We start from the raw sequence: 26,476 nt of genomic DNA on the forward strand, positions 1-26,476 counted from the left end.
GTAAAGAGCAACTTTTTTAGATTTTAAGTTTTAGAGGAGGAAACACCAATGACTATTCAATGGTTCCCAGGACATATGGCGAAAGCTAGACGTGAAGTTTCAGAAAAGATGAAATATGTTGATATCGTCTTTGAGTTAGTTGATGCACGACTACCTTTGTCTTCACGTAATCCAATGTTAGATCAAATCATCCAACAAAAACCAAGACTTGTTTTATTGAATAAAGCTGATCTAGCGGATCCGCAACAAACAAAATTATGGCAACAATACTTTAGAAAGCAAGGACATCAAGCCTTAGCAATCACCGCTCAAGAAAGTAAAGGAATCAAAGCGTTGATCCCTGCGGCAAAAGAAGCATTGAAAGAAAAACGCGAAAGAGACGCAGCTCGTGGCATCAAACCTCGAGCAATCCGCGCGATGGTCCTAGGAATTCCTAATGTAGGAAAATCGACATTGATGAATCGTTTAGTGGGCAAAAAGATTGCACAAACAGGGAATAAGCCTGGGGTAACGAAAGGGCAACAATGGCTTCGTTTAGGAAGTGAATTAGAACTATTAGATACACCTGGTATTTTATGGCCTAAGTTTGAAGATGAAGAAATCGGTAAAAAACTAGCCTTGACTGGTGCAATCAAAGACCAATTGGTACACCTTGATGATCTAGCAATTTACGGCTTAGATTTCTTTGCCCGTTACTACCCTAATAAAATCAGCGAACGTTATGGTCTATCAATAGAAGAAGAGCAACAAGTTGCACCTGAGTTATTGATGACGATCACGGAACGTAGAGGGTATCGCCAAGATTATGACCGTGGGAGCGAGCTAGTCGTTTTTGATATCCGCCAAGGGAAACTTGGTCGCTATACTTTAGATCGTTGTGAAGAAATGGAAGAGACTACTCATGAGTGAATCGATCCAGAGTATCAAAGAAAAACTGAAACAACTCACAACGCTTGATGATCCGATAGTCACACAACTAAGATTAGACACAAGAAAAGGTGTCCAACAAGCGTTAAGCTCTTTTGAAAAACGCTTAGCAAAGGAAGCTTTGCTTCGTGAAAAATATGAGACGATGTCCTTCTACGAAAATGAAGGATACGCTCAAGGGTATGACCTGATTGCAGGGATCGACGAGGTAGGAAGAGGCCCCTTGGCTGGCCCTGTTGTAGCCGCAGCTGTTATTTTACCTAAAGGTGTAGAGATTTACGGATTGAACGATTCCAAGCAATTATCTGAAAAAAAACGTGAAGAACTGTATGAACAGATTCAAGAAAAAGCCCTCTCCGTCGGGATTGGTGTGATCGATGAGCAGACGATCGATCGTGTCAATATTTACGAAGCAAGTAAATTAGCGATGTGTGAAGCTGTTAAAGAATTGACACCAGAACCTACGTATTTATTGATCGATGCAATGACTTTAGATCTGCCGATTGCACAAAATAAATTGATCAAAGGAGATGCCCGTTCAATTTCGATTGCTGCTGCAAGTATCATTGCAAAAGTCTATCGCGACCGTTTGATGAAAGAATACGAGTTACAATATCCTGGCTATGGTTTTGCCAAGAATGCAGGTTATGGAACAAAAGAACATCTGTTAGGCTTAGCACAACATGGCATCACGCCAATCCATCGTAAAAGTTTTGCACCAGTCAAACAATATTTATCATAAGCGATGCGCCACTTTTTACGTATCTTATAAAAAAGATTAGAAAAGGTGGCGCTTTATGGTTATATACAATGAATTTATTACAAAGTTGGCATTAGTCAAAGGACTGAGCGGAGAGCAAAAATGGCGTGTGATCCGTCATCTATTAAGTGAAAAGAAAGAATGGTTGTCGGTTGATGATATGTTGACAGTTTTGCACTTCAATCGCTCTAGAGCAATTTTTTATGACTATTGGAGCCAGATCAACTATACTTGGCGGAATAGAATAGGAGAGAATCCATACATAACTTTTCTTGATCCGATCTACCCTTCACAATTGCTTCATTTGGCAAATCCCCCGATCTTATTATTTTATCAAGGGGATCTTTCGCTGATGAAACGAAAAATGATCGCTGTCGTTGGTGGTAGACAAACATCTGGTTATGCGCGAAAAATCGTAGAGCGAGTGATCACTCCTGTGATTGACCAAGACTATCTAGTTGTTAGTGGCTGTGCGAAAGGCGTAGACACTTATGCGCATCAAGTAGCGATCCGCTGTTCAGGCAGAACGATTGCAGTGATCGGTACGGGGATCAATCATAGTTATCCGAAAGAAAATCAGCAGTTGCAACGAGGGATTGCTAGAGATCATCTTTTATTAAGTGAGTTTTTACCAGATGTTGGTCCACAAAAATTTCATTTTCCTATGAGAAATCGTCTGATTGCCGCTTTATCAAGTGGAATCTGTGTGATTGAAGCAAAAGCAAAAAGCGGCTCATTGATCACAGCAGAGCAAGGCTTAGAGATTGGACGTCCGATTTTTTCTGTCCCTGGGAATATTTTGACAGGTCAATCCACTGGTTGTCACCAATTGATCCAAGATGGAGCGATATGTACCTTTTCAGGACAAGATATCCTTAATGAATTGGAATCATAACGATTGATTTATTATTGCTTTCCTTGACAAACGATTTCTGAATGGATATGATAAGCTACGATTTGTAAAAGTCCTTGTAACATATATATAGTAGGAACCCGAAAATGGAAAGGAGTCCATTCAGGAATGGCATATAAATATTTAGTGATCGTAGAATCACCTGCAAAAGCCAAGACGATTGAAAAATATCTTGGCCGTAATTATAAAGTAATGGCTAGTGTAGGACATATTCGTGACTTACCTAAAAGTAAGATGGGGATCGATTTTGAAAATAATTATGAACCGCATTATATCTCGATTCGAGGAAAAGGCGATGTCATCAAAAGTCTAAAAGCAGCAGCAAAAAAAGCGCAAAAAGTTTACCTCGCAAGTGACCCGGATAGAGAAGGGGAAGCAATTGCTTGGCATTTGGCTTACTTGTTAGGCTTGGATCTCAACGATAAAAATCGTGTTGTCTTCAATGAAATCACCAAGGATGCAGTCAAAGCGGCATTTAAAGAACCACGTACGATCGATGTGGATCTTGTCGATGCGCAACAAGCACGTCGAACGCTTGACCGTATCGTTGGTTATTCGATTAGTCCTATCTTATGGCGTAAAGTAAAAAAAGGCTTGAGTGCTGGTCGAGTCCAGTCGATCGCATTGAAGATCATCATTGAACGCGAAAAAGAGATCCGTGATTTTACGCCGGAAGAGTATTGGAGTATTGACGGAAACTTTAAGAAAGAACGTAAGAAGTTCAAAGCAAACTTTTGGGGAGTCGATGGCAAAAAGAAAAAATTGTCCGATGCCGAAACTGTCAAAGAAGTGACTGACCGGATCACTGGTAAAGAGTTTGCAGTAACAAAAGTCGAAAAGAAGGAACGCAAGCGAAATCCTGCGAACCCATTCACGACAAGTAGTTTGCAACAAGAAGCCGCTCGTAAATTGAATTTCAGAACACGTAAAACCATGATGGTGGCGCAACAGTTGTATGAAGGAATCTCACTTGGAAAACAAGGCACGATCGGGTTGATCACGTATATGCGTACCGATTCTACACGGATCGCCGATACTGCTAAAGCCGAAGTCGCAACGTTCATCGAAGAAACATACGGAAAAGAATTCTCCAGTCATTCGGAACGTAAAGCAACGAACTCTAAAGGGGCACAAGATGCCCATGAAGCAGTGCGTCCAACCAGTGCATTACGTACACCAGATGAGTTGAAACAATACTTGGATAAAGACCAATTGAAATTATATACATTGATTTGGTCACGATTTGTTGCAAGTCAAATGACGCCAGCTGTATTGGATACGATGAAAGTCACGTTGGAACAAAATGATGTAAGATTCATTGCGAATGGCTCAAAAATCAAATTCAAAGGGTTCATGCAAGTGTATGTTGAAGGCCGCGATGATGGGAAAGAAGACAAAGAAAACATTTTGCCAGAGTTAGCAGAAGGCGATACGGTGCAATCTGTCGATATCGAACCGAAACAACATTTCACACAACCGCCTGCACGTTATAGTGAAGCGACATTGATCCGTGCATTGGAAGAAAACGGGGTAGGTCGTCCCTCGACTTATGCGCCAACGTTAGATACGATCCAACGACGATATTATGTGAAGTTGACACAAAAACGTTTTGAACCAACCGAATTAGGTGAGATCGTCAATTCGTTGATCTGTGAGTTCTTCCCACAAATCGTAGATATCCATTTTACAGCTGAAATGGAAGATGACTTGGATAAAGTCGAAGAAGGAAAAGAAGAATGGATCGAAGTCGTCGATCGTTTTTATAAACCATTTGAAAAAGAATTATCGAATGCCGAAGAAAAAATCGAGAAAATCCAGATCAAAGATGAACCAGCTGGTTTTGATTGTGATTTGTGTGGGCATCCGATGGTGATAAAATTAGGGAAGTATGGTAAATTCTATGCATGTAGTAATTTTCCAGATTGCCGAAACACCAAACCAATCGTCAAGGAAATCGGCGTCACTTGTCCTGTGTGTCATGAAGGACAAGTCATCGAACGTAAATCTAAGAAAAATCGTCTATTCTATGGCTGCTCTCGTTTCCCAGAATGTGAATTCACCTCTTGGGAAAAACCAATCGGCAGAAATTGTCCGAAATGTGACCATTATTTGGTCGAGAAAAAAGTCAAAGGCGGCAAACAAGTGGTTTGTACGAATGGCGATTACGAAGAAGATGTTCAAAAATAAAGAAATGAGAAGAGGTTTTTAGTTGAAAATCGTCAATGTAGTAGGTGCAGGTCTAGCTGGAAGCGAAGCAGCATGGCAAATCGCTCAAGCGGGTGTACCTGTAAAGTTATATGAAATGAGACCAGTTAAGAAGACAGAAGCGCATCATACAGATAATTTTGCTGAATTAGTCTGTTCCAATTCTCTAAGAGGGAATAGTCTTGCGAACGCAGTTGGTTTATTGAAAGAAGAAATGCGTCGCTTAGATTCAGTTATCATCCATTCAGCAGATGAAACAGCTGTACCTGCAGGCGGTGCCTTAGCAGTGGACCGCGATTCATTTTCTGAAACTATCACTCGTAAGGTCAAAGAGCATCCTTTAGTCACAGTGGTGAATGAAGAAATCACTGAGATACCAGAAGGAATCACGGTGATAGCGACAGGACCTCTGACTTCTCATCATTTAGCAGAAAGCATCAAAGCATTCAATGGCTCAGACGGTTTTTATTTCTACGATGCTGCGGCACCGATCGTCGACAAATCAACGATCGATATGGACAAGGTGTATTTAAAATCACGTTATGACAAAGGCGAGGCGGCTTACTTAAACTGTCCGATGACCGAAGAAGAATTTAAAGCTTTCCATGAAGCCTTGGTCAATGCGGAAGTTGCTGAATTGAAATCTTTTGAAAAAGAAAAATATTTTGAAGGTTGTATGCCAATCGAAGTAATGGCGCAACGTGGCTTTAAGACAATGCTATTCGGACCAATGAAACCAGTCGGCCTAGAAGATCCTAAAACAGGAAAAAGACCATATGCAGTCATCCAGTTAAGACAAGATAATGCAGCCGCTTCTCTTTATAATATCGTTGGGTTCCAGACGCATTTAAAATGGGGCGAACAAAAGCGCGTGTTCCGCATGATCCCAGGATTAGAAAATGCAGAATTTGTCCGTTATGGTGTAATGCATCGCAACAGTTTCATGAATTCACCAGAACTCTTGAAGCCGACTTATCAATCGACTAAACGCGAAGATCTATTTTTTGCAGGACAAATGACGGGTGTAGAGGGTTATGTTGAAAGTGCGGCAAGTGGCTTGCTTGCAGGGATCAACGCTGCTCGCTTAGCGAAAGAATTGGAACCTGTGACGTTGCCACAAGAAACAGCCATGGGAAGTATGGCCTACTACATCACACATGCGGAAGGCAAACATTTCCAACCAATGAATGCAAACTACGGATTATTCCCAGAATTACCTGAACGAATCCGTGATAAAAAATCTCGGTATGAAGCAATTGCACAACGTGCCTTAGCAGCCAATGAAAAAGTGAAGCAAGAAGTCTTGAATAAAGAATTTGCTTCTCGTTAAATGGATGTTATGTAATAAGTCGAAGTGTCTCAGGATGGTGTTTGCCATTTTTGAGTACTTCGGCTTATTTCTCGGTTATTGACTGAACTCATGCCAATTTATATAATAACCATGTTTTTTTTATGTTGATTCTGGACAGCTCATCCCTTAATTGTCAAGCAAACGAATTGAATTGTGAACAAACTTAGAAATATTAGTTAAATTCTGACAATTTGTTTGTTTTTTCTCTGGGGCTATGCTAAATTTATTTTGGGATCTAAAGGTAGGTGTAAAAAGAATGAAGCCAACTTTACAAGAAGATTTTTTGCGTTATTTAATCATAGAGCGCGGGTATTCAGAAAAAACCAAATCTGCCTATGAAGAAGATATCAATGATTTTCAACGATTCTTGGCGGAATCGGGGGAATCGGATCTACTGAAAGTCAGCTATTTGGATGTACGAGTTTATCTAAGTTATCTATCTGATAAGTCGTACAGTCGAAATTCGGTGAGTCGGAAAATTGCGAGTTTACGCTCATTTTATCAATACCTTCTTCGTGAAGAAAAAATCGATGAAAATCCATTTTCGTATGTTCATTTGAAGAAAAAAAATGTTAAACTTCCTCGTTTTTTTTATGAGAATGAGATGCAAAGCTTATTTGAAAGTGTGACAGGGGATAGTCCTTTAGCATTAAGAGATCGAGCATTATTAGAAGTACTATATGGATCAGGTATCCGTTTGAGTGAATGTAGCCAATTGACGATGTCTGCCATCGATTTTGGCTCAGAGGTGATGTTGATCCATGGAAAAGGAAATAAAGAACGCTATGCGCCGTTGGGTTCATTTGCGCAAGATGCTTTGCAAGAGTATTTTGCCAAAGGGCGCAGCGTCTTAATGACGAAATACCATAAGTCACATGACTATGTCTTCGTGAATCATCATGGAGAACCAATCACACCTACTGGGATCGAGTATGTATTAAATCAAATCATTAAAAAGAGTAGTTTGGATAGTGATATCCATCCTCATATGTTACGTCATACTTTTGCGACGCACTTATTGAATAATGGTGCCGATATGCGTACAGTGCAAGAACTTTTAGGTCATGTAAATTTATCAACGACTCAAATCTATGCGCATGTCACAAAAGAAAGCTTACAAAAAAATTATCGCTCTTTCCATCCACGAGCGTGATCACATTATTAGGAGGAAATATCTATGGTAGAATCACAGTTTCATTCAACAACCATTTGTGCAGTTGAAAAAAACGGGAAATTCGCGATGGCAGGTGATGGCCAAGTAACGATGGGCGAATCTGTCGTGATGAAGGGCAGTGCGAGAAAAGTACGTCGCATTTACAACGATGAAGTAGTCGTTGGCTTTGCAGGAAGCGTTGCTGACGCGTTTACTTTAGAAGAAAAATTTGAAGGTAAACTAAATGAATACAACGGAAATCTCCAACGAGCAGCCGTTGAATTAGCCCAAGAATGGCGTACACAACAGTCGATGCAAAAGCTAGAAGCGATGTTGATCGTGATGAATGACAAAGAAATGTTACTAGTTTCTGGTACAGGTGAAGTGATTACACCGGATGATGGGATCTTAGCCATTGGTTCTGGTGGGAACTTTGCGTTAGCTGCCGCACGAGCAATGAAAAACTATGCACAAAATGAGATGAGTGCAAAAGAGATTGCTGAAAATGCGTTGAATATTGCAGCAGACATCTGCGTCTTTACAAATCACAACATTATTGTAGAAGAATTATAGAGGTGAATGACATGTATGAATTAAAACAAACACCAAAACAAATCGTCAGTGAATTAGATCAATATATCATTGGCCAACAAGCAGCAAAAAAATCAGTGGCAGTTGCCCTTAGAAATCGTTATCGACGTCTTCAATTAGATGAAAAGATGCAACAAGATATCACACCTAAAAATATGTTGATGATCGGGCCAACTGGGGTCGGTAAAACAGAGATCGCTCGTCGTCTGGCAAAAATCGTCAACGCACCTTTTGTTAAGGTTGAAGCAACGAAGTTTACTGAAGTTGGTTACGTAGGACGTGACGTGGAATCGATGGTTCGTGATCTTGTCGAAAATGCAATCCAGATCGTTGAAAAAGATCAGTATCTTCGTGTTCGTCCACAAGCCAAGAAAAATGCGGAAAAACAATTAGTGAAGATCCTTGTACCAGGTATCAAAAAAGAACAAAAACAATCAAACAACCAGTTTGAGCAAATGATGAATATGTTCAATGCTTCGCAACAACCGGCAGAAACACAAGAAGAAGTCACAGAAGAGATTCGAGTGAATCGTCGCACGGTGTTAGAACAATTGCAAAAAGGCTTGCTTGACAACCGAGAAGTGACGATCGAAGTCCAAGATCAAAAAAAACCAGCACCGATGATGAACAATGGACTGGAACAAATGGGAATCGATTTGAATGAAACACTTGGTGCGTTGACGCCGAAGAAAAAAATCGAACGCACAGTGACCGTCAAAGAAGCCTTAGAATTATTGATCAAAGAAGAATCAGCAAAATTAGTCAATGATGCGGATATCCATAGTGAGGCAATCAAATTAGCTGAATCAAGCGGCATCATTTTTATTGATGAAATCGATAAAATCACTTCTAAATCGCAACAATCTGGGGAAGTATCAAGAGAAGGTGTCCAAAGAGATATCTTGCCGATCGTTGAAGGTTCACAAGTCAATACGAAATACGGTACCTTACAAACAGACCACATTTTATTTATCGCTTCAGGAGCGTTCCACTTATCAAAACCAAGCGATTTGATTCCTGAATTACAAGGTCGTTTCCCAATCCGTGTTGAGTTAGATGACTTAACTGCTGAGGACTTTGTCAAGATCTTGACTGAACCAAACAATGCGTTAGTCAAACAATATATTGCCTTGATTGGTACTGAAAATGTGACTGTCACATTTACTAAAGAAGCAATCGAACGGATTGCCCAAATCGCTTATGATGTGAATCGTGATACCGATAATATCGGTGCACGACGTTTACACACGATATTAGAGAAATTGTTGGAAGACTTGTTATTCGAAGCGCCAGAAATGCAAATGGGAGAAATTACCATTACAGAAGCCTATGTCAATGATAAATTAGGATCAATTGCGGCAAATGAAGATCTAAGTCGCTATATATTATAAAATCGGAGGAAAAAAATGACGGATTTGTTGACGAACACTCGAAAGATAAACAAATTATTGCAACAAAAAAATACGTTTGATATGCAGGCGGATTTACCTTACGATAAAATGGCGGTCACTTTAGGTGCTGTTTTAGACAGCAATACGTATATCATTGGCAGTGAAGGGGTTTTACTTGGTTATAATGAACGGCACGATGTGAACAATGATCGTGTGAAAACAATGTTTGTGCAAAAACAATTTCCTGATGCCTACACAGAAACAGTCGATATGATCACGAAAACAGAGTCCAATATCCCAATCACAAGCGATATGACGGCATTTCCATTTGAAAGTCGCGAAAAATATCCTTTTGGATTGACGACAGTAGTGCCGATCTTTGGCGCTGGTGAACGCTTAGGAACGATCATTTTAGCAAGAATGGAACAAGCCTTTAACGATGAAGACCTTGTTTTAGCAGAATACGGCGCGACAGTAGTAGGGATGCAGATCCTTTATCAAAAATCACGAGATATCGAAGCGGATGTTCGCAGTACGACCGCTGTCCAAATGGCGATCAATACGTTGTCATACAGTGAATTAAAAGCAGTTCAAGCCATTTTTGATGCTTTAGAAGGTAATGAAGGCCGATTGACTGCCTCAAATATTGCGGACAAGATCGGTATTACTCGTTCGGTCATCGTAAATGCCTTACGTAAATTAGAATCAGCTGGAATCATTGAATCCCGCTCTTTGGGAATGAAAGGCACGTATTTAAAAGTATTGAATGCTCGTTTTAAAGATGAGCTGACGAAGCATAGTTATTAAAAGGAAGATTTTTCAGAGGCTTGCTACTCGAAGAAGTGAGTGTCTGAGAAAAGATGGAGGATGACGATGACTGTTATTATTCAAAATGATCAGCTGATTGCTGAAATTTCCGAACATGGAGCAGAATTGATCAGTTTGAAATCAAAAGAACATGATCTAGAATATATTTGGCAAGGCGATCCTAAGTATTGGGGAAGACATGCCCCCGTTCTTTTCCCTATTGTTGGACGTTTGAAAAACGATCAATATGTGTACCAAGGAAAAACGTATTCAATGGGTCAACATGGTTTTGCTCGTGATATGGATTTTGAGATGGTGGAGCACGAACAAGAACGTGCGAAGTTTGTCCTGAAAAGTACCCCTGAAACAAAAGAGAATTATCCGTTTGATTTTGAATTGGTACTTGTTTATGAATTAGGGGGAGACGGGATCACTGTTCATTATCAAGTTGAAAATATTGGGGAAGAAGAGATGTATTTCTCGATTGGCGGTCATCCAGCATTCAATGTGCCATTAGAAGAAGGTTTGACTTTTGAAGACTTTTATTTGGCTTTCTCTCCTAGAAAATCACGTTTGCGTTTACCATTAGATGGACCATTCATCGACATGGAACAAAAAACGATTGGACAAACGAACACCAACCTTGCGTTATTTCGGGAGCTGTTTGACCAGGATGCGTTAGTATTTGAAACAAGGGGTTTGAATGCTTACAGTATCCGTAGTGAAAAGTCTAGTCACAGTGTCACCCTCAGTTACAAAGATATGCCTTACGTTGGGATATGGTCGCCCTATCCTAAAGAAGCACCATTTGTTTGTATTGAGCCGTGGTTTGGAATCGCAGACACTGTTGATAGTAATGGGCAGTTGAACGAAAAAGCAGGAATCAATCAATTAGGCGCTCACGAATTATTCAAGACGAAATATTCGATCACTGTCAAGTAAACACAAGTCGATTACATGTGTTCTCTTGATCTAGTTCGATGAAACAAAACATGCCTTCTGAACAAATGAACGAATTGTTGAGCAATCGATCAGTCATTTGTTTAGAAGGCATTGTTTTTTATCATTCATCAAAAAGATTATTTCTTTTTGCTACTATTCAAACCGAATGGGATTCGGCTTTCTGTTTTATTTTTGATACGCTTGATATTGTCTTTATGACGGTAAAAAATAAAAGCGGAGACACCACAAGCAATCAACGTCAAAAGTAAATTTGGTTCTGGTAAGATTGCTGGTGCAATGTATGGTAAGAAGATGGTGGATAAAGTGATCAAGACCGCACTGATCATGCTCGTTAAGCTTACCATGCTCGTGCAGTATAAACTGATCACGAAAATTGCTGATGAATAAAGAAAGAACAGTGGATTGAAGCCTAATAACATACCGGCACTTGTCGCCACTGCTTTGCCACCTTTGAACTTAGCAAAGATTGGAAATGTATGTCCTAAGATCGCACAGACACCAAACCATAGCGGGTTGACAGAAGTGACATGGAAAATGACGGGTAAGGCAGTAGCTAATGTTCCCTTTAAGATGTCCATAAATAATACCACTGTTCCAGCGGTTTTACCTAAAACACGAAATGTATTGGTCGTTCCCATATTTCCACTACCGTGTTCACGGATGTCTTTTTTAAAAAAGATTTTACCAACCCATACTCCAGATGGAATGGAACCCAAAAGATATGCTACAATAAACAATAAGATTATTTTCATTTTTTAACCTCTTTCAAGTTGAAACTAATGTATATTTTAGCATGAAAGAATGCTTCAAACAATCGAAAAAATCGAACGATCGAAAGGAGTCATCCACATGTCATTTAAAAATCCAGAACAAGCGAATATCTTTCGCTATCTTCAAGAAGCAAAAACGATCGCGGTCGTTGGTTTAAGTAATAAGCCTGAACGGACAAGTTATCAGATCGCACAATTACTACAAGAACACGGCTATCGTATCATTCCAGTCAATCCAGTATTGGCAGGGGAAGAAGTGTTAGGCGAAACCGTTGTCGCACAGCTGACAGATATCAATGAACCTATTGATATCGTGGATATTTTCCGCCGTAGTGAGTTTTTACCAGAAGTAGCGGTAGATTTTCTGAAAACAGATGCGAAAGTCTTCTGGGCACAGTTAGGCATTGAGAATGAAGAAGCTGCTGAAATGCTCCAAGCAGCTGGAAGAAATGATATCGTCATGGATCGCTGTATCAAGATTGAATTAGCAAAAATGGAACAATAAAAAACAGGAATAACAGAAATAACAGAAGCACATATCCTGATAGTCAGTGACACTTTTACTGGCAAACGGTTTAGCTAAGTGATGAAAAATGTTTTGACCTGTTATCAAAAAAGAGTAAGTGATCGTTACCACTGACAAGCTGAGAGAAAAGAAAGAAAAAAGCGGGAGAGTTGGTTGTTTCTTGTAATTCTGACCTTCCCTCTTTTTTTTTGAGGACTTTTCTAGTATGATAAGCGTGGTGCGGTTATATCGCAAGTATTATTGAAGGAGCGTTTGCCTTGGCAAAAAAAATTAAAAATGAATACAATGATGCCTCGATCCAAGTTCTTGAAGGATTAGAAGCAGTAAGAAAACGACCAGGGATGTATATCGGGTCGACTGATAGCCGAGGCTTGCATCATTTAGTCTATGAAATCGTTGATAATGCCGTAGATGAAGCTTTATCAGGCTACGGAAATGAAATCGCTGTGACGATCCACGAGGATAACAGTGTGACTGTTACGGATAGTGGACGTGGTATGCCTGTTGGCATGCATGCTTCAGGTATCCCAACGGTCGAAGTTATTTTCACTGTGCTACATGCCGGCGGTAAATTTGGCCAAGGAGGATATAAAACTTCTGGTGGACTTCATGGTGTAGGTGCCAGTGTCGTCAATGCTTTATCTAAATGGCTAACAGTGACGATCGTCCGAGATGGTATCGAATACCAACAAACATTCAAACAAGGTGGAAAACCAGACGGAACGTTGAAAAAAATTGGCAAAACGAAGAAAGCCAATGGGACGTCTGTTCATTTCTTACCAGATGATAGTATTTTCTCAACCACGAAATTTTCCTATGATACGTTATCTGAACGTTTAAGAGAGTCTGCATTTCTGTTAAAAGGTGTAAAAATCATTTTGACAGATCTAAGAGGTGACGAAACAGTTCAAGAAGTCTTTCATTACGAAGAAGGAATCAAAGAATTCGTTGCGTATTTAAATGAAGAAAAAGATACGTTGACGCCAGTAGTCTATTTCTCTGGTGAAAAAGAAGGAATCGAAGTAGAAGTGGCCTATCAGTATAATGATGGCTATTCTGAAAATGTCCTGTCGTTTGTTAACAACGTGCGAACAAAAGATGGTGGGACACATGAAGTCGGCATGAAAACAGCAATGACCAAAGCCTACAATGAATATGCCCGTAAAGTAGGCTTGTTGAAAGAACGAGATAAGAACCTAGAAGGTAGTGACTTCCGTGAAGGACTTGCGACAGTCTTGTCGATCCGGGTACCTGAACATTTGCTACAATTTGAAGGACAAACGAAAGAAAAACTAGGTACACCGATTGCTCGCTCCGTCGTTGATAATGTCATGAGCGAACAAATGGGCTTCTACTTGCAAGAAAATAGCGAAATGAGCCAAATGCTGATCCGTAAAGCAATCAAAGCGAGAGAAGCAAGGGAAGCCGCTCGTAAAGCCAGAGAAGAAAGCCGTAATGGGAAAAAACGTAAAAAGGGCGAATCATTACTTTCTGGAAAATTAACACCTGCACAATCGAGAAACCCTAAGAAAAATGAATTGTATCTTGTCGAAGGAGATTCAGCCGGTGGATCAGCCAAACAAGGGAGAGATCGGAAATTTCAAGCGATATTGCCACTTCGAGGAAAAGTCATCAATACCGAAAAAGCAAAAATGCAAGATATCTTAAAAAATGAAGAAATCAATACGATGATCTATACGATCGGTGCCGGCGTCGGGCCTGAATTTTCACTTGAAGATTGCAACTATGACAAGATCATCATCATGACCGATGCGGATACCGATGGTGCCCATATCCAAGTCTTGTTGTTGACATTTTTCTATCGCTATATGAAACCATTGATCGAAGCAGGGAAAGTTTACATTGCTTTACCGCCGCTATATAAAGTATCTAAAGGCCAAGGGAAAAAACAAGTAGTCGAGTATGCATGGACCGATGACGAATTAGCTGCAGTCATCAAGACTGTCGGTAAAGGCTATATGTTGCAACGGTACAAAGGTCTTGGGGAGATGAATGCGGAGCAGTTATGGGAAACGACGATGGACCCAACCTCTCGGACCTTGATCCGGGTGAGGATCGATGATGCTGCGCAAGCAGAGCGACGCGTAACCACCTTGATGGGGGATAAAGTCGAACCACGTCGTAAATGGATCGAAAACCATGTCCAATTCAGCTTAGAAGAAGAACGTAGTATTCTAGACAAAAAAGAAGAAACTGAGACTTCCGCGTCTGTTTCTAATGACCTATTAGAAGAAGAACGCGCAGAAGAAAACAAAAATGAACAATCAGTAGAGGTAGAATAGGAGGTCACCTAATGGAAGAACGTCAAGAAATCCAAGAATTAACGTTAGAAGAAGTGATGGGTGACCGCTTCGGACGTTACTCGAAATATATTATTCAAGAACGTGCTTTGCCGGATATCCGTGATGGTCTGAAACCCGTTCAACGTCGTATTTTATTTGCGATGAACAAAGACGGCAATACGTTTGATAAAGGATTCCGTAAATCAGCAAAATCTGTCGGGAATATCATGGGTAATTATCATCCTCATGGTGACAGCAGTATCTATGATGCAATGGTTCGTATGAGCCAAGATTGGAAACTACGAGAAGTACTCGTAGAAATGCACGGAAACAACGGAAGTATGGACGGAGACCCACCAGCGGCGATGCGTTATACAGAAGCGCGCTTATCGAAATTGAGTGGTGAGATGCTTGCTGATATCGAAAAAAATACGGTCGACCTTGTGTGGAACTTTGATGACACTGAAAAAGAGCCGACTGTATTACCAGCGAGATACCCCAATCTATTAGTCAATGGATCAACCGGTATCTCTGCGGGCTATGCTACTGAGATACCAACGCACAATCTCGCGGAAGTCATTGATGGAACGGTCTATATGATCGACCATCCACAAGCCAGCTTAGACAAATTGATGGAATTCATTCCAGGTCCTGATTTTCCAACTGGGGGCATTTTACAAGGAAAAGATGAAATCAAGAAAGCTTATGAAACTGGTCGTGGGAAAGTGATCCTACGCTCAAAAACGGCGATCGAATCTATCAAAGGAAACAAGCAACAAATCGTGATCACTGAGATTCCTTACGAAGTGAACAAAGCGACTCTTGTCAAAAAAATGGATGAGATACGCTTGAACAAGAAAATCGATGGGATCGCAGAAGTTCGTGACGAAAGTGATCGTACGGGTCTACAGATCGTTGTGGAATTGAAAAAAGACGCTAACGCTCAAGGAATCTTGAATTATTTATTCAAGAATACCGAATTACAGATCAACTACAACTTCAATATGGTGGCAATCGATCATATGACCCCTCATCAAGTAGGGTTGAAGGATATTTTAAGTAGTTACATCGAGCACCGCAAACAAGTGATCACCAAACGTAGTCAGTTTGACTTGGAGAAAGCGCAAAGAAGACAACATATCGTTGAAGGGCTGATGAAAGCTCTATCGATTTTAGATGAAGTCATTGCAACGATCCGTGAGAGTAAAGATAAAAAAGATGCGAAGCACAATTTAGTCCAAATGTTCCAATTTACAGAAGAACAAGCTGAAGCAATCGTTACGTTACAGCTTTATCGTTTGACGAATACAGACATTACCGAACTACGCCGTGAATCGCAAGAATTGATTGCTCTGATCACTGAATTAAATAAAATCCTTTCAAACGATAAAGAATTATTTTCTGTCATGAAAAAAGAACTACGTGAAGTCAAGAAGAAATATGCTTCTTCTCGCTTGACGATGATCGAAGATGAAATCGAAGAAATCAAAATCGATACACAAGTATTAGTTGCGCAAGAGGATGTCATTGTCAGTGTCACACGTGAAGGCTATGTGAAACGAACAAGCCTTCGTTCCTATAGTGCATCAAAACCAGAAGAAATCGGTATGCGTGAAGGAGATTATCTTCTATATGCTGGGGAACTGAATACGTTAGATCATTTGTTACTGGTCACCAATAAAGCCAATGTGATCTATCGACCAGTTCACGAACTACCAGATTTGAAATGGAAAGATGCCGGTGAGCATATCTCACAAACGATAGTGAATCTAGCTGTTGATGAATCCATTTTAGCGGTATTCCCCTATCAGAAAATCGATTCCGAAAAAACATTTGTATTTATCAGTAAAAACGGCTTGATCAAACAGACGCGGATGACAGATTTTGAACCATGGCGTACGTATAAGAGTCGTCCATTGAGTGGCATGAAGCTAAAAGCCAGTGAAGATGAATTAGTGGCTGTCTATCTTGAAAAAGAACAAACAGATCGTGATATTTTCCTTGTTACGCATCAAGGAATGGGCCTACGCTATCCGTTGACTGAAGTGCCAGTTGTTGGAACGAAGGCTGCAGGTGTCAAATCGATCAATTTGAAAGAAGAAGATTATGTCGTTAATGGTTTACTTGTCTTAGCAGAAGGAGATACGCCTATCGTTATCGTCAGCCAGCGTGGGGCAGTAAAACGAATGCTTGCACAAGAAATCAGTCAGACTTCTCGTGCCAAACGAGGTGTGACTGTATTGCGAGAATTGAAGAAACAACCACATCGAGTGATCTATATGTCAGAGGGGCATGCCAAAACGATGACGTTGATCAATCAAAAAGGACAAGAATTACCAATCGATCCGACGGATTATCCAATTGGTGATCGTACGTCCAACGGTTCATTTGTTTTAGATGAGAAAAAAGGCGGAGAAGTACAAATGGTGATTGATTCTCCAACGATGGATATCAAGGAATAACTGTTATAGTTTTTTATGGAATAGCTGGCAACTGTATTATTACAGTTGCCAGCTATTTTTTATTTATTAACATAAAATTAAGACTTGCACAAATGAAATATGAATAGATTCACAATAGATAAATGCCTATGTATCAGCTTTAATAACTACTATTATTTTATATTTGCTTTATTTGTTAATAAAAAAACAAGAAAACCCTTGCATTGGAGGCGACATGTGTTATACTTATCACGTAAAAACTGTTACATAAAACAGAAACGGGAGGTCCATACGATGGAACAATGGAATGGATTTAAAGGAACTAAGTGGAAAGAAGGCGTGGATACACGTGACTTTATCCAAAACAACTATACAGAATACCGCGGTGATGACAGCTTTTTAGAAAAACCCACTGAAGCAACAGAAAATTTGTGGGAAAAATTACAAAAATTGAATGATATCCAATTTGAACGTAATGGTGTATATGACATGGATACAGATGTCGTATCAACAATCACTTCTCACGAAGCAGGATACCTAGACAAAGATTTAGAAAAAATCGTCGGTCTGCAAACTGAAACTCCTTTGAAACAAGCATTCATGCCATTTGGTGGCATCAACATGGCGAATCATGCGTTAACAAGTAACGGCTATGAGCCAAAAGAAGAGTTAACACATATTTTCACAGACTGGAGAAAAACACATAATCAAGGTGTATTCGATGCTTATACTGCAGAAATGCGTGCTGCACGTAAAAACAAGATCATCACTGGACTTCCTGACGCTTACGGACGTGGCCGCATCATCGGTGACTACCGTCGTATCGCATTATACGGAATCGACTATTTGATGGCTCAAAAGAAAAAAGACCATGACAATACAGGCTACCATACGATGAGTGAAGAGGTTATCCGTCTTCGTGAAGAAATCTCAGAACAATATCGTGCATTAGCTCAAATGAAAGAAATGGCTGCAAAATATGGGTATGACATTTCAAAACCAGCTGCAAACGCAAAAGAAGCCGTTCAATGGTTATACTTTGGTTATCTAGCTGCAATCAAATCTCAAAATGGTGCAGCTATGTCGATCGGACGTATCTCTGCATTCTTAGACATTTATATCCAACGTGATTTAGACAACGGTGTGATCACTGAAAAAGAAGCACAAGAATTAATCGACCATTTAGTAATGAAATTACGTATGGTGAAATTTGCACGTACGCCTGAATACAACCAATTGTTCTCTGGCTTCCCGATCTGGGCAACCTTATCAATCGCTGGTATGGGCTTAGACGGACGTTCATTAGTCACAAAAAATGATTTCCGTATGTTGCACACATTGACAAATATGGGACCTTCACCAGAACCAAACTTGACTGTTTTATACTCAGAAAACTTACCAGAAGGCTTCAGAACGTATGCAAGTAAAATTGCGATCGAAAGTTCTTCGATCCAATTTGAAAATGATAACTTGCTTCGTGAACAATGGGGTTCAGATGACTGTGCGATTGCATGTTGTGTATCTGGAACGGTTGTTGGTAAAGATATGCAATTCTTCGGTGCTCGCGCAAACTTAGCTAAGGCTTTGTTATACGCGATCAACGGTGGCGTGGATGAAATGACAGGCGCACAAGTAGGTCCTGAGTATCGTCCGATCACAAGCGACACATTAGACTTTGAAGAAGTAAAACACAACTTCATGAACATCATGGACTGGTTAGCTGAGCTTTATGTCAATACGCTAAACATCATCCACTATATGCACGACAAATATTCTTATGAAGCAGCACAATTAGCTGTCATGGATACTGACTTGAAACGTACATTTGCGACAGGTATCGCAGGTATCTCTCACGCAGCAGATAGCTTATCTGCAATCAAATATGCACAAGTTAAACCAATCCGTAATGACAAAGGGATCACAGTTGACTTTGAAGTAACTGGTGACTTCCCTAAATATGGTAATGACGATGACCGTGCCGATGAGATCGCTGAATGGATCTTAGAATACTTCATGGGTCAAATCAAACGTCATAAAACTTACCGTAATTCAACTCCGACAACTTCATTATTAACGATCACATCAAATGTCGTTTACGGGAAAAATACTGGGAATACACCTGACGGACGTGAAGCTGGTAAACCTTTAGCACCTGGTGCAAACCCAAGTTATCAAGCAGAACAAAATGGGTTGCTTGCAAGCTTGAACTCAACTGCGAAATTCAACTATGCACACGCACGTGATGGTATCTCTAATACACAAACAATCAACCCTTCTGGTTTAGGGAAAGATGAAGAAACAAGAATCGACAACTTACGTAACGTCTTAGATGGTTACTTCTCAAGAGGAGCATACCACTTGAACGTGAACGTATTCAGTAATGACTTATTGCGTGATGCCATGGAAAACCCAATGAAATATCCAAACTTAACGATCCGTGTTTCTGGATATGCGGTTAAATTCCGTGACTTGACAAGAGAACAACAATTAGACGTATTAATGAGAACGTCACACGACAGAATGTAAGACAATTAATGCAGTATAAAAAGGAAAGGCAAAAGTTCCGCATGAGCTTTTGTCTTCCTTTTTTACAACTATATGTAAAAAAAGGATATATAGAGTGTTAGAGGCAAACAGATAGATCTCCTCTTCACAGCGTGTTGAGAAGTCGCAACATTGTCCGTGGCTCATAACGAAAGAAACTAAAGAAAAGAAGTGATTAAAATGGAAGAACAAACAAAAGGCTATGTCCATTCGATTGAAACATTTGGGTCTGTAGATGGACCAGGCGTTCGCTTTGTCGTCTTCATGCAAGGTTGTCGCATGCGTTGTGAATTTTGCCATAACCCAGACACCTGGAATATTGGTGGAGGAAAAGAATATACCACAGATGCAATTTTAGACCAAGCAGAACGTTACCGTTCTTATTGGGGGAAACAAGGAGGGATCACGATCAGTGGTGGTGAACCTTTATTGCAGATCGATTTCCTGATCGAATTATTCCAAAAGGCGAAAGAACGTGGCATTCATACAACAATCGACACATGTGGAAAACCATTTAGCCATGATGAGCCTTTCTTTTCTCGTTTTGAAGAGTTGATGAACTATACGGACTTACTGTTATTCGATATCAAACACATCGATAACGAAGCACATAAAAAATTAACTCATTGGGGCAATGAAAATATCTTAGAAATGGCTCAGTATCTTTCAGATATCAAGAAACCTGTCTGGATTCGTCATGTGTTAGTCCCAGAACGTAGTGACTATGATGAGTATTTGATCCGCCTTGATGCATTCATCAAAACACTTGAAAATGTCGATCGTGTGGAAATCCTTCCTTATCATACAATGGGTAAATACAAATGGGAAACGCTTGGTTTGACGTATCCATTAGAAGGAATCGAACCACCGACAAAAGAACGAGTAGAAAATGCAAAACGTCTTCTTCATATCGAAGATTATACAAAGTATTTAACTAGATAGACGCGAACGGAAGGAAGATAAGTATTGCTTCTTTCCGTTTTTTTGCTATTATTGAATAGGAGAAAACAAAAAGGAGCGAGTCAAATGTCAAAAGTTTTAGTTTTTGGTCATCAAAATCCTGATACAGATGCAATTGGAGCAGCGATTGCATTTTCATATTTGCAAAATCAATTAGGAGTAAACGCTGAGCCTGTCGCTTTAGGCACGCCAAGTGAAGAAACACAATTTGCACTAGATTACTTCAAATTAGAGGCGCCTCGAGTGATCACATCGATCAAAGAGGAACAAGCAGATGTCATGCTTGTCGATCATAATGAATTCCAACAAAGCGTGGTAGATATTGCGGAAGCTACGATTCTAACAGTAGTTGACCATCATCGTATCGCCAACTTTGAAACAGCGAATCCATTGTATTATCGTGCTGAACCAGTGGGTTGTACAAGTACGATCATTCTAAAATTATTTAAAGAAAATCAAATTGAGATTCCGAAAGAAATCGCTGGAATCATGTTATCAGCAATCATTTCAGATACATTGTTGTTCAAATCACCAACTTCAACAGAAGCAGATCAATTGGCTGCAAAAGAGCTAGTTGAAATCTCTGGTGTAGACTTAGAAGCGTATGGTTTAGACATGTTGAAAGCAGGTACAAATCTAAGTGATAAACCAGCAGAAGTATTACTTGATCTAGATGCGAAAAGTTTCCCTATGGGTGAAGCAAGTGTTCGTATCGCTCAAGTCAATACAGTTGATCTAAATGAAGTAATGGATCGTCAAGCTGAACTTGAAACTGCTATGCAAACAGAGATCGCGACAAATGGGTATGATCTTTTTGTTCTTGTTGTAACAGACATCTTGAACAGCAACTCAGAATTATTGATTGCTGGCGAAAGAAAAGAACAAGTTGAACAAGCTTTTGGCGTGAAGTTAGAAAATAATCGCGCATTTTTACAAGGGATCGTTTCACGTAAAAAACAAGTGGTACCTCAATTAACAGAAGTTTTCAATTAGGTAATGAGATTGGAAGAAGGGAGTGGGAGTGTAACCAGTTGACTGGGACCTCCCGCTTTTTTCATTCAAGGTGTCACATAGAAAGCAGGTAAACAGATATGCAATATTTTTATTCTTTAGAGAACGAACGAAAACTAATTGAGCATCCGCTCTTCCAACCAATGATCGACTATTTGATCGAACAAGGCTCACAAGAGGCCATTTTACGCCAACTAAAGAAAGCATTTCCCCAAAAGAAAATGGAACACTTTCTTGATCAAATGATCGATAGTGGCTTGATCATCCGAGAAAATCGCCGTTACCGCTGTGCTTTTCCGGTCTATGACCAAGGAGATTTCCAAACAGAGATCAATCAACTGACTAAAGAATTGATCAATGAATTAATGAAACAACCGGAACACCTCAGAAATCTCTTCTTATCAGAAGAAATTTGGGATTTCTGCCATGAAACAACGTCTCCTTATTTTTATGCCACTACTTTTTCAGTTCCTACGATTGTGCGGTTGGAAGCAGGAAATGAGAACTATCGCTTTGTAACGCTCAACCAAGGAGAGAACGTGGTTTCTTTACCAACGTATTTCCATCTCCAAAAACAGCAAACCCCACTATCTGAGGAATTTCAGGCTCTAGGGCAGTTGATTGGCGATGTGAATGAAACCTATTTTTTTGACCAAATAGAAGTGATTATCGAACGAATTTGTGAAAACAAATACAAAAAACGCCGTGAGTCGATTTTTTTAGATGCCTTATTATTAGCGGGGGTTGTTGTCCAACAGGAGCAATATCAATTGCTCTTGCCTGTAACAGAGGATAGGAATGACGCATTGCTACAAAAATATAAACCTTCAACGGAAACACCGATGCAAGCCGCCTTTATTAAAGAACAAGCGTTGGTCGAAGCCATGCGGCAATTGGATTTAAAATCTTATTCTTATATCAAGAAAATATGACCTCCACAATTGTCGGGGATCCCGCCGACTAAAACCGAAAAAAGTGAGAACAGAAGGAACTACTTCGAAAAATCAGGCAGCATCCACAAAAATTAGAAAATAATTTTTGTGGATGCTGCCTGATTTCACGAGACTTAACACTCCTGTCCAGATCTCATTGGGATCATTCTGCTTTACGAAAATGCCGCATCATATAAGCCAAATTCCCAATAAACAAGATATCTAGAATATTACTAGTGATTTGGATATTGGCAGAATTAATCGATGGCGCAAAGGCTAGGATGAATAGTGCTACGAGACTATAGCAAAAACAGAAAAAGGTGCTGGTTTGTATGACCATTGGCATTCTTAATTGCTTGGTGATCAATGAAAAAATAAAGAAAGTAAATATCGTTAAAATCACAACTAAACCGTTAATAATGAAGAAAAAAAGTGAATCTTGATTAACCGTATAGAGCATAGCTGTTAAAAGGTTCAGTGATTTCAGTATCACGAAAATAACATTTACTTCATTAAATGTATTCATCTTTTTTTTAGCAAAATAGGCGGCGAAACATAACGAGAAGATAAGGCCGCAGAAAGTAGAAAGAATCAAGAATGTTGGGTTGTCAGTCGATTGGTTCAGCTCGGAATGGTCAAGCAATAACCAGCCAAATGAATTGGATGGGATGCTTGAAGTCTTAAAATAAGCATAAAAGAAAAAAAGTAAAGCATTCAAAACGGCAAAAACAGATCCCCAATGTAGATAGGTCGTTGTTTTTTGTTGTATTTCCATAAGTACTCCCATAAATTTAATGATATACAATATAATAACAAAATGATGAGGAATTGTCGATGGTTTTTAATAAAACAAATAAATAGACGATGGTCGGATGAAATAATTTCATCGGATCATCGTCTATTTTGTGAATATTCATTTCACATTACTTCGACGTTTGCGCACTTTCTTTGTCCAGAATCCGCCAGAAATATATTTTGGTTCGTAGGAGATAATAAAAGCGCGTTCTTCAACTTCTTTGATCAAGCGATAAAGCTCACGTTCACTTTTGCGTGGAGATAAAATCTCTAGAACTAACCGTTCACCTTCTAAACCAGTTGCTGACGTTTGAGTCACTCCAAACCCATTTTTTCGAAGAATGATCGGTAAATTTTTATCCTCTGAAGTATTTGCTGGTAGGATCGTCGTTACCATGATATATCCTAGTGCTAATTTATCCTCAATGGCAATCCCAACACTGATACCAACAGCATAGCCTAACGCATAAACGAACAAATTCAATGGATTATCTAAGCGGTCTAAAACCAGCGATAAACCAACGATATAAATAGTGATCTCAACCATACTAACTAATGGAGCGATGTAGCGATAGCCTTTCATGGTCAACATAAAGCGTAGGGTATTTAATGTGATGTAAGCGAAATTGATGAAAAAGATCATCGCTAACATTTTTGGATCGAACATAATAAGAACTCCTTTCAGTAGCGTCTATGTTCATCATATCAGAAATAATGCGATTGAAGAAAAGAATAAACGTTTATTACTTTAAAAAAATGATAAAATGATTATAATAGAATTATAAAGAGAGTCAGGTGAGCGCGATGAAGCGAATGAACAGGGTCATTGGAGTCAGTCATATATGTAGTATTTTTCTTAGTATGTATTTAGGGACCCATGCGATCCAACAACCCATTGAAGCGAATTCCTTGTTATTCCCAATCTCACTAACTGATGGGGTAATATTAAGTATTTTTCTTTTTCTAATGGTGTTTATTGGTAATATTTTTGGTAGTGTGGCTAGCTTCTTTAAAATGTCGATTTTCCCAGCCTTATCCATAGGATTAGGAACCATAGGAATATTCGCCATGTTATTCTTTGTTAAAAGAATGGATTTTTATACTATTACATTTGGGCTACTATGCCTTGTACAAGTCATGCTAAGTTTATGGTTGTCTTTACGGTCAACCAATCTAATGAAAATCAGGTGAATCAATCAGTGAATCCAATTATTTTGAAACGAACCATCAAAAACATACCCGTATTAGAAGTTGTCCAAAAAGAGTTGAAGACAGAGAAAATCCCAGTAGTGATCTACTATCATGGTTGGCAGACAAGCAAGGAGCTTGTATTGACTCAAGGTAGAAAAATGGCTAAAAAAGGGATGCGAGTTTTGCTTCCAGATGCGATGAACCATGGCGAGCGTAAACAACCCGTTTCAAAAATTCCTTCCTTTACTTTTTGGAGTAGTATCTACGGGAATCTATTCGAGTTTGATACATTGATCGAACATCTAAAAAAACGTGAACTTCTTTCAGATAAATTAGCTGTGGGTGGTGTGTCAATGGGTGGAATGACCACTTGTGCATTGCTAGCCAAACACCCAGAAATCACTGGCGGAATTTGTTTGATGGGATCACCATCACCACTTGAATATGGTGAAGAAATCTCACGTAGAGCACAAGAATTCCAGTACAAGTTGCCCGTTGACTACTTTGATTTGATTTCTTGGGTTAACCAATATGATCTATCTTTACAACCAGAAAAATTAGCAGGTCGTCCTTTATTTTTCTGGCATGGTGAAAAAGATGAAAAGATTCCTTTTCGACAAGTGTCTAAATTTGTCAAAAAAAACCAAGATAAGTCTTATGGTAAGGGAATCGTCTTTCGTGCTTCTTCGGAAAAACGTCATATGGTTGAAGTCCCATTGATGGATGAAGCAGCGGATTTTTTGAGCCAAATGATGGCTGTGTCTATATAGTAAGTAAGAGGACTAAATAGATAAAACGTCTATCAAAGAGAAATTTTTTTCTTTGATAGATTTTTTTTTCAGAACTACTTGAGAGTTGCTCTTTTTTAGCACAAATCTTTGCTATAATGACTATAGTTATGGAATTAGGCATGGAAGGGGAGATTTTATGCCAACATTGGCAGATGTAGCTAAACGAGCAAATGTCTCGAAAATGACGGTTTCTCGGGTGATCAATCATCCAGAACAAGTCACTGATGAGCTAAAGGAACTAGTTTTTACAGCCATGGCTGAATTGGATTATCGTCCAAATATTGCAGCAAAAGCGTTAGTTTCGAACCGTTCACAGATCATCAAGTTGTTTATTCTTGAGGAAATCGATACCACGGAACCCTATTATATGAATCTACTCATGGGAATTGCTAAAAGGATTGGTAAAGAGCACTATTCCTTGCAATTAGTGACCAACGATGCTTTTGACGTTGGCTCCTGCGATGGTTATATCATCACTGGCGTGCGTCAAAGAGATTTTGATTGGATCAATCGTCTAGAAAAGCCAGTCGTGTTATTTGGTGAAAATCGTATGGGCTATGATTATGTTGATAGCGATAATCAATATGGGACCGCCAAAGCGACACAATATGCCTTAGAAGTTGGTTATCAAACGGTTGTTTATATCGGCATTGATGAAGCAGAACCTTTTGAACTATCTAGAGAAGCGGGCTATCTAAAAGTGATGGAAGAGGCTGGGCTAACTCCGAAAATGCTGCGTTTTGATAATCATTCCACCACACCAGAAAAATATATCACGGAACATTGGGACGAATTTTCAGATAAAACGTGTTTTGTTTGCAGTTCTGATCGTTTAGCGCTTGGTATCGTTCGTGGCATCACACAAGTTGGCGGACAGTTACCCGATCAATTTGGCGTTATTGGTTTCGATGGCGTATTTCTTGATCAAATCAGTTCCCCAAAACTGACTACCGTTAAACAAGACATCATTCGTATGGGGGAAGTGTGCGGCGAAATGCTATTAAAGAAAATTACTGAAAAAGGAGCAAGCCAAGGATACCGTCACTTTTTCCCAGAATTGATCATTCGTGAAACGACAAGAAAGTTAAATAAGACTAACGCTTAGCTATAGAAAATAGACGATTTGTGCTATTATAAGAGAAAGTCCACTT

At 39.5% G+C, this 26,476-nt stretch carries 23 protein-coding genes; 20 read left to right on the forward strand and 3 right to left on the reverse strand.

Annotated elements, in window-relative coordinates; genetic code table 11:
• The first annotated feature begins 48 nt into the window (after positions 1–48).
• From ylqF to IGJ95_RS05700, 10 genes are all read left to right on the forward strand, one after another.
• On the forward strand, positions 49–909 hold the full coding sequence (gene ylqF / locus IGJ95_RS05655; RefSeq protein ID WP_023519485.1) for a ribosome biogenesis GTPase YlqF: 861 nt from the start codon (positions 49–51) through the stop codon (positions 907–909).
• Positions 902–1,669 carry a ribonuclease HII gene (locus IGJ95_RS05660; RefSeq protein WP_153830380.1) on the forward strand — a complete coding sequence of 256 codons (768 nt, stop codon included), beginning with the start codon at positions 902–904 and terminating at the stop codon, positions 1,667–1,669. The genes ylqF and IGJ95_RS05660 overlap by 8 nt, the downstream gene beginning before the upstream one ends.
• A gap of 55 nt (positions 1,670–1,724) precedes the next feature.
• Positions 1,725–2,582, forward strand: coding sequence for a DNA-processing protein DprA (dprA, locus tag IGJ95_RS05665; protein ID WP_438761540.1), 858 nt, complete (start codon positions 1,725–1,727; stop codon positions 2,580–2,582).
• 126 nt (positions 2,583–2,708) lie between these two features.
• A complete protein-coding gene (gene topA, locus IGJ95_RS05670) occupies positions 2,709–4,787 on the forward strand; it encodes a type I DNA topoisomerase (protein WP_019723732.1) in 2,079 nt (692 codons plus the stop codon).
• Positions 4,788–4,809: 22 nt separating this feature from the next.
• Positions 4,810–6,135, forward strand: coding sequence for an FADH(2)-oxidizing methylenetetrahydrofolate--tRNA-(uracil(54)-C(5))-methyltransferase TrmFO (trmFO, locus tag IGJ95_RS05675; RefSeq protein ID WP_438761542.1), 1,326 nt, complete (start codon positions 4,810–4,812; stop codon positions 6,133–6,135).
• 277 nt (positions 6,136–6,412) lie between these two features.
• The gene (gene xerC, locus IGJ95_RS05680; protein ID WP_438761544.1) at positions 6,413–7,309 is read left to right on the forward strand and encodes a tyrosine recombinase XerC; all 897 of its coding nucleotides are present in this window, start codon (positions 6,413–6,415) and stop codon (positions 7,307–7,309) included.
• 24 nt (positions 7,310–7,333) lie between these two features.
• Positions 7,334–7,882, forward strand: coding sequence for an HslVU peptidase proteolytic subunit (gene hslV / locus IGJ95_RS05685; protein WP_010735740.1), 549 nt, complete (start codon positions 7,334–7,336; stop codon positions 7,880–7,882).
• An 11-nt stretch (positions 7,883–7,893) separates the two neighbouring features.
• Entirely contained in the window at positions 7,894–9,291 is a 1,398-nt protein-coding gene (hslU, locus tag IGJ95_RS05690; RefSeq protein ID WP_010735739.1) for an ATP-dependent protease ATPase subunit HslU, read from the forward strand.
• A gap of 15 nt (positions 9,292–9,306) precedes the next feature.
• Entirely contained in the window at positions 9,307–10,098 is a 792-nt protein-coding gene (gene codY / locus IGJ95_RS05695; RefSeq protein ID WP_010735738.1) for a GTP-sensing pleiotropic transcriptional regulator CodY, read from the forward strand.
• Positions 10,099–10,164: 66 nt separating this feature from the next.
• The gene (locus IGJ95_RS05700; protein WP_153830382.1) at positions 10,165–11,040 is read left to right on the forward strand and encodes an aldose 1-epimerase family protein; all 876 of its coding nucleotides are present in this window, start codon (positions 10,165–10,167) and stop codon (positions 11,038–11,040) included.
• Positions 11,041–11,177: 137 nt separating this feature from the next.
• Here the strand turns inward: IGJ95_RS05700 and plsY are convergent, their stop codons facing one another.
• Positions 11,178–11,813 (reverse strand): glycerol-3-phosphate 1-O-acyltransferase PlsY, encoded by a 636-nt coding sequence (gene plsY / locus IGJ95_RS05705; protein ID WP_010735736.1) that lies wholly within the window; start codon positions 11,811–11,813, stop codon positions 11,178–11,180.
• A gap of 97 nt (positions 11,814–11,910) precedes the next feature.
• On the opposite strand from plsY, the gene IGJ95_RS05710 reads away from it, so the two are divergent.
• The 7 genes from IGJ95_RS05710 to IGJ95_RS05740 all read left to right on the forward strand — a co-directional run bounded on the left by IGJ95_RS05710 (position 11,911) and on the right by IGJ95_RS05740 (position 22,548).
• Positions 11,911–12,336 (forward strand): CoA-binding protein, encoded by a 426-nt coding sequence (locus IGJ95_RS05710; RefSeq protein ID WP_010735735.1) that lies wholly within the window; start codon positions 11,911–11,913, stop codon positions 12,334–12,336.
• Positions 12,337–12,614: 278 nt separating this feature from the next.
• Positions 12,615–14,660: a DNA topoisomerase IV subunit B gene (gene parE, locus IGJ95_RS05715; protein ID WP_153830383.1), complete on the forward strand. Its 2,046-nt coding sequence runs from the start codon at positions 12,615–12,617 to the stop codon at positions 14,658–14,660.
• A gap of 11 nt (positions 14,661–14,671) precedes the next feature.
• The gene (parC, locus tag IGJ95_RS05720; protein ID WP_010735733.1) at positions 14,672–17,122 is read left to right on the forward strand and encodes a DNA topoisomerase IV subunit A; all 2,451 of its coding nucleotides are present in this window, start codon (positions 14,672–14,674) and stop codon (positions 17,120–17,122) included.
• 273 nt (positions 17,123–17,395) lie between these two features.
• Positions 17,396–19,627 (forward strand): formate C-acetyltransferase, encoded by a 2,232-nt coding sequence (pflB, locus tag IGJ95_RS05725; RefSeq protein ID WP_010735732.1) that lies wholly within the window; start codon positions 17,396–17,398, stop codon positions 19,625–19,627.
• A gap of 198 nt (positions 19,628–19,825) precedes the next feature.
• Positions 19,826–20,587, forward strand: coding sequence for a pyruvate formate-lyase-activating protein (gene pflA / locus IGJ95_RS05730; protein ID WP_010735731.1), 762 nt, complete (start codon positions 19,826–19,828; stop codon positions 20,585–20,587).
• 84 nt (positions 20,588–20,671) lie between these two features.
• A complete protein-coding gene (locus IGJ95_RS05735; RefSeq protein ID WP_153830384.1) occupies positions 20,672–21,598 on the forward strand; it encodes a manganese-dependent inorganic pyrophosphatase in 927 nt (308 codons plus the stop codon).
• A gap of 98 nt (positions 21,599–21,696) precedes the next feature.
• Positions 21,697–22,548 carry a DUF1803 domain-containing protein gene (locus IGJ95_RS05740; protein ID WP_438761547.1) on the forward strand — a complete coding sequence of 284 codons (852 nt, stop codon included), beginning with the start codon at positions 21,697–21,699 and terminating at the stop codon, positions 22,546–22,548.
• Between the two features lie 163 nt (positions 22,549–22,711).
• On the opposite strand, the gene IGJ95_RS05745 is transcribed toward IGJ95_RS05740, so the two are convergent.
• Both IGJ95_RS05745 and IGJ95_RS05750 read right to left on the reverse strand, forming a co-directional pair.
• Entirely contained in the window at positions 22,712–23,323 is a 612-nt protein-coding gene (locus tag IGJ95_RS05745; protein WP_062805387.1) for a hypothetical protein, read from the reverse strand.
• Between the two features lie 138 nt (positions 23,324–23,461).
• Positions 23,462–24,010, reverse strand: coding sequence for a DUF2179 domain-containing protein (locus tag IGJ95_RS05750; RefSeq protein WP_010735727.1), 549 nt, complete (start codon positions 24,008–24,010; stop codon positions 23,462–23,464).
• A 137-nt stretch (positions 24,011–24,147) separates the two neighbouring features.
• Here IGJ95_RS05750 and IGJ95_RS05755 point away from each other — a divergent pair, with 137 nt between their 5' ends.
• The 3 genes from IGJ95_RS05755 to IGJ95_RS05765 all read left to right on the forward strand — a co-directional run bounded on the left by IGJ95_RS05755 (position 24,148) and on the right by IGJ95_RS05765 (position 26,430).
• Entirely contained in the window at positions 24,148–24,534 is a 387-nt protein-coding gene (locus IGJ95_RS05755) for a hypothetical protein (RefSeq protein ID WP_010735726.1), read from the forward strand.
• Between the two features lie 8 nt (positions 24,535–24,542).
• On the forward strand, positions 24,543–25,304 hold the full coding sequence (locus IGJ95_RS05760; protein ID WP_096081472.1) for an alpha/beta fold hydrolase: 762 nt from the start codon (positions 24,543–24,545) through the stop codon (positions 25,302–25,304).
• 157 nt (positions 25,305–25,461) lie between these two features.
• Entirely contained in the window at positions 25,462–26,430 is a 969-nt protein-coding gene (locus tag IGJ95_RS05765) for a LacI family DNA-binding transcriptional regulator (protein ID WP_010735724.1), read from the forward strand.
• The last annotated feature ends 46 nt before the right edge of the window (positions 26,431–26,476 follow it).

It is taken from the genome of Enterococcus sp. AZ156 (genome assembly GCF_051714165.1).
Lineage (GTDB): Bacteria > Bacillota > Bacilli > Lactobacillales > Enterococcaceae > Enterococcus_B > Enterococcus_B pernyi.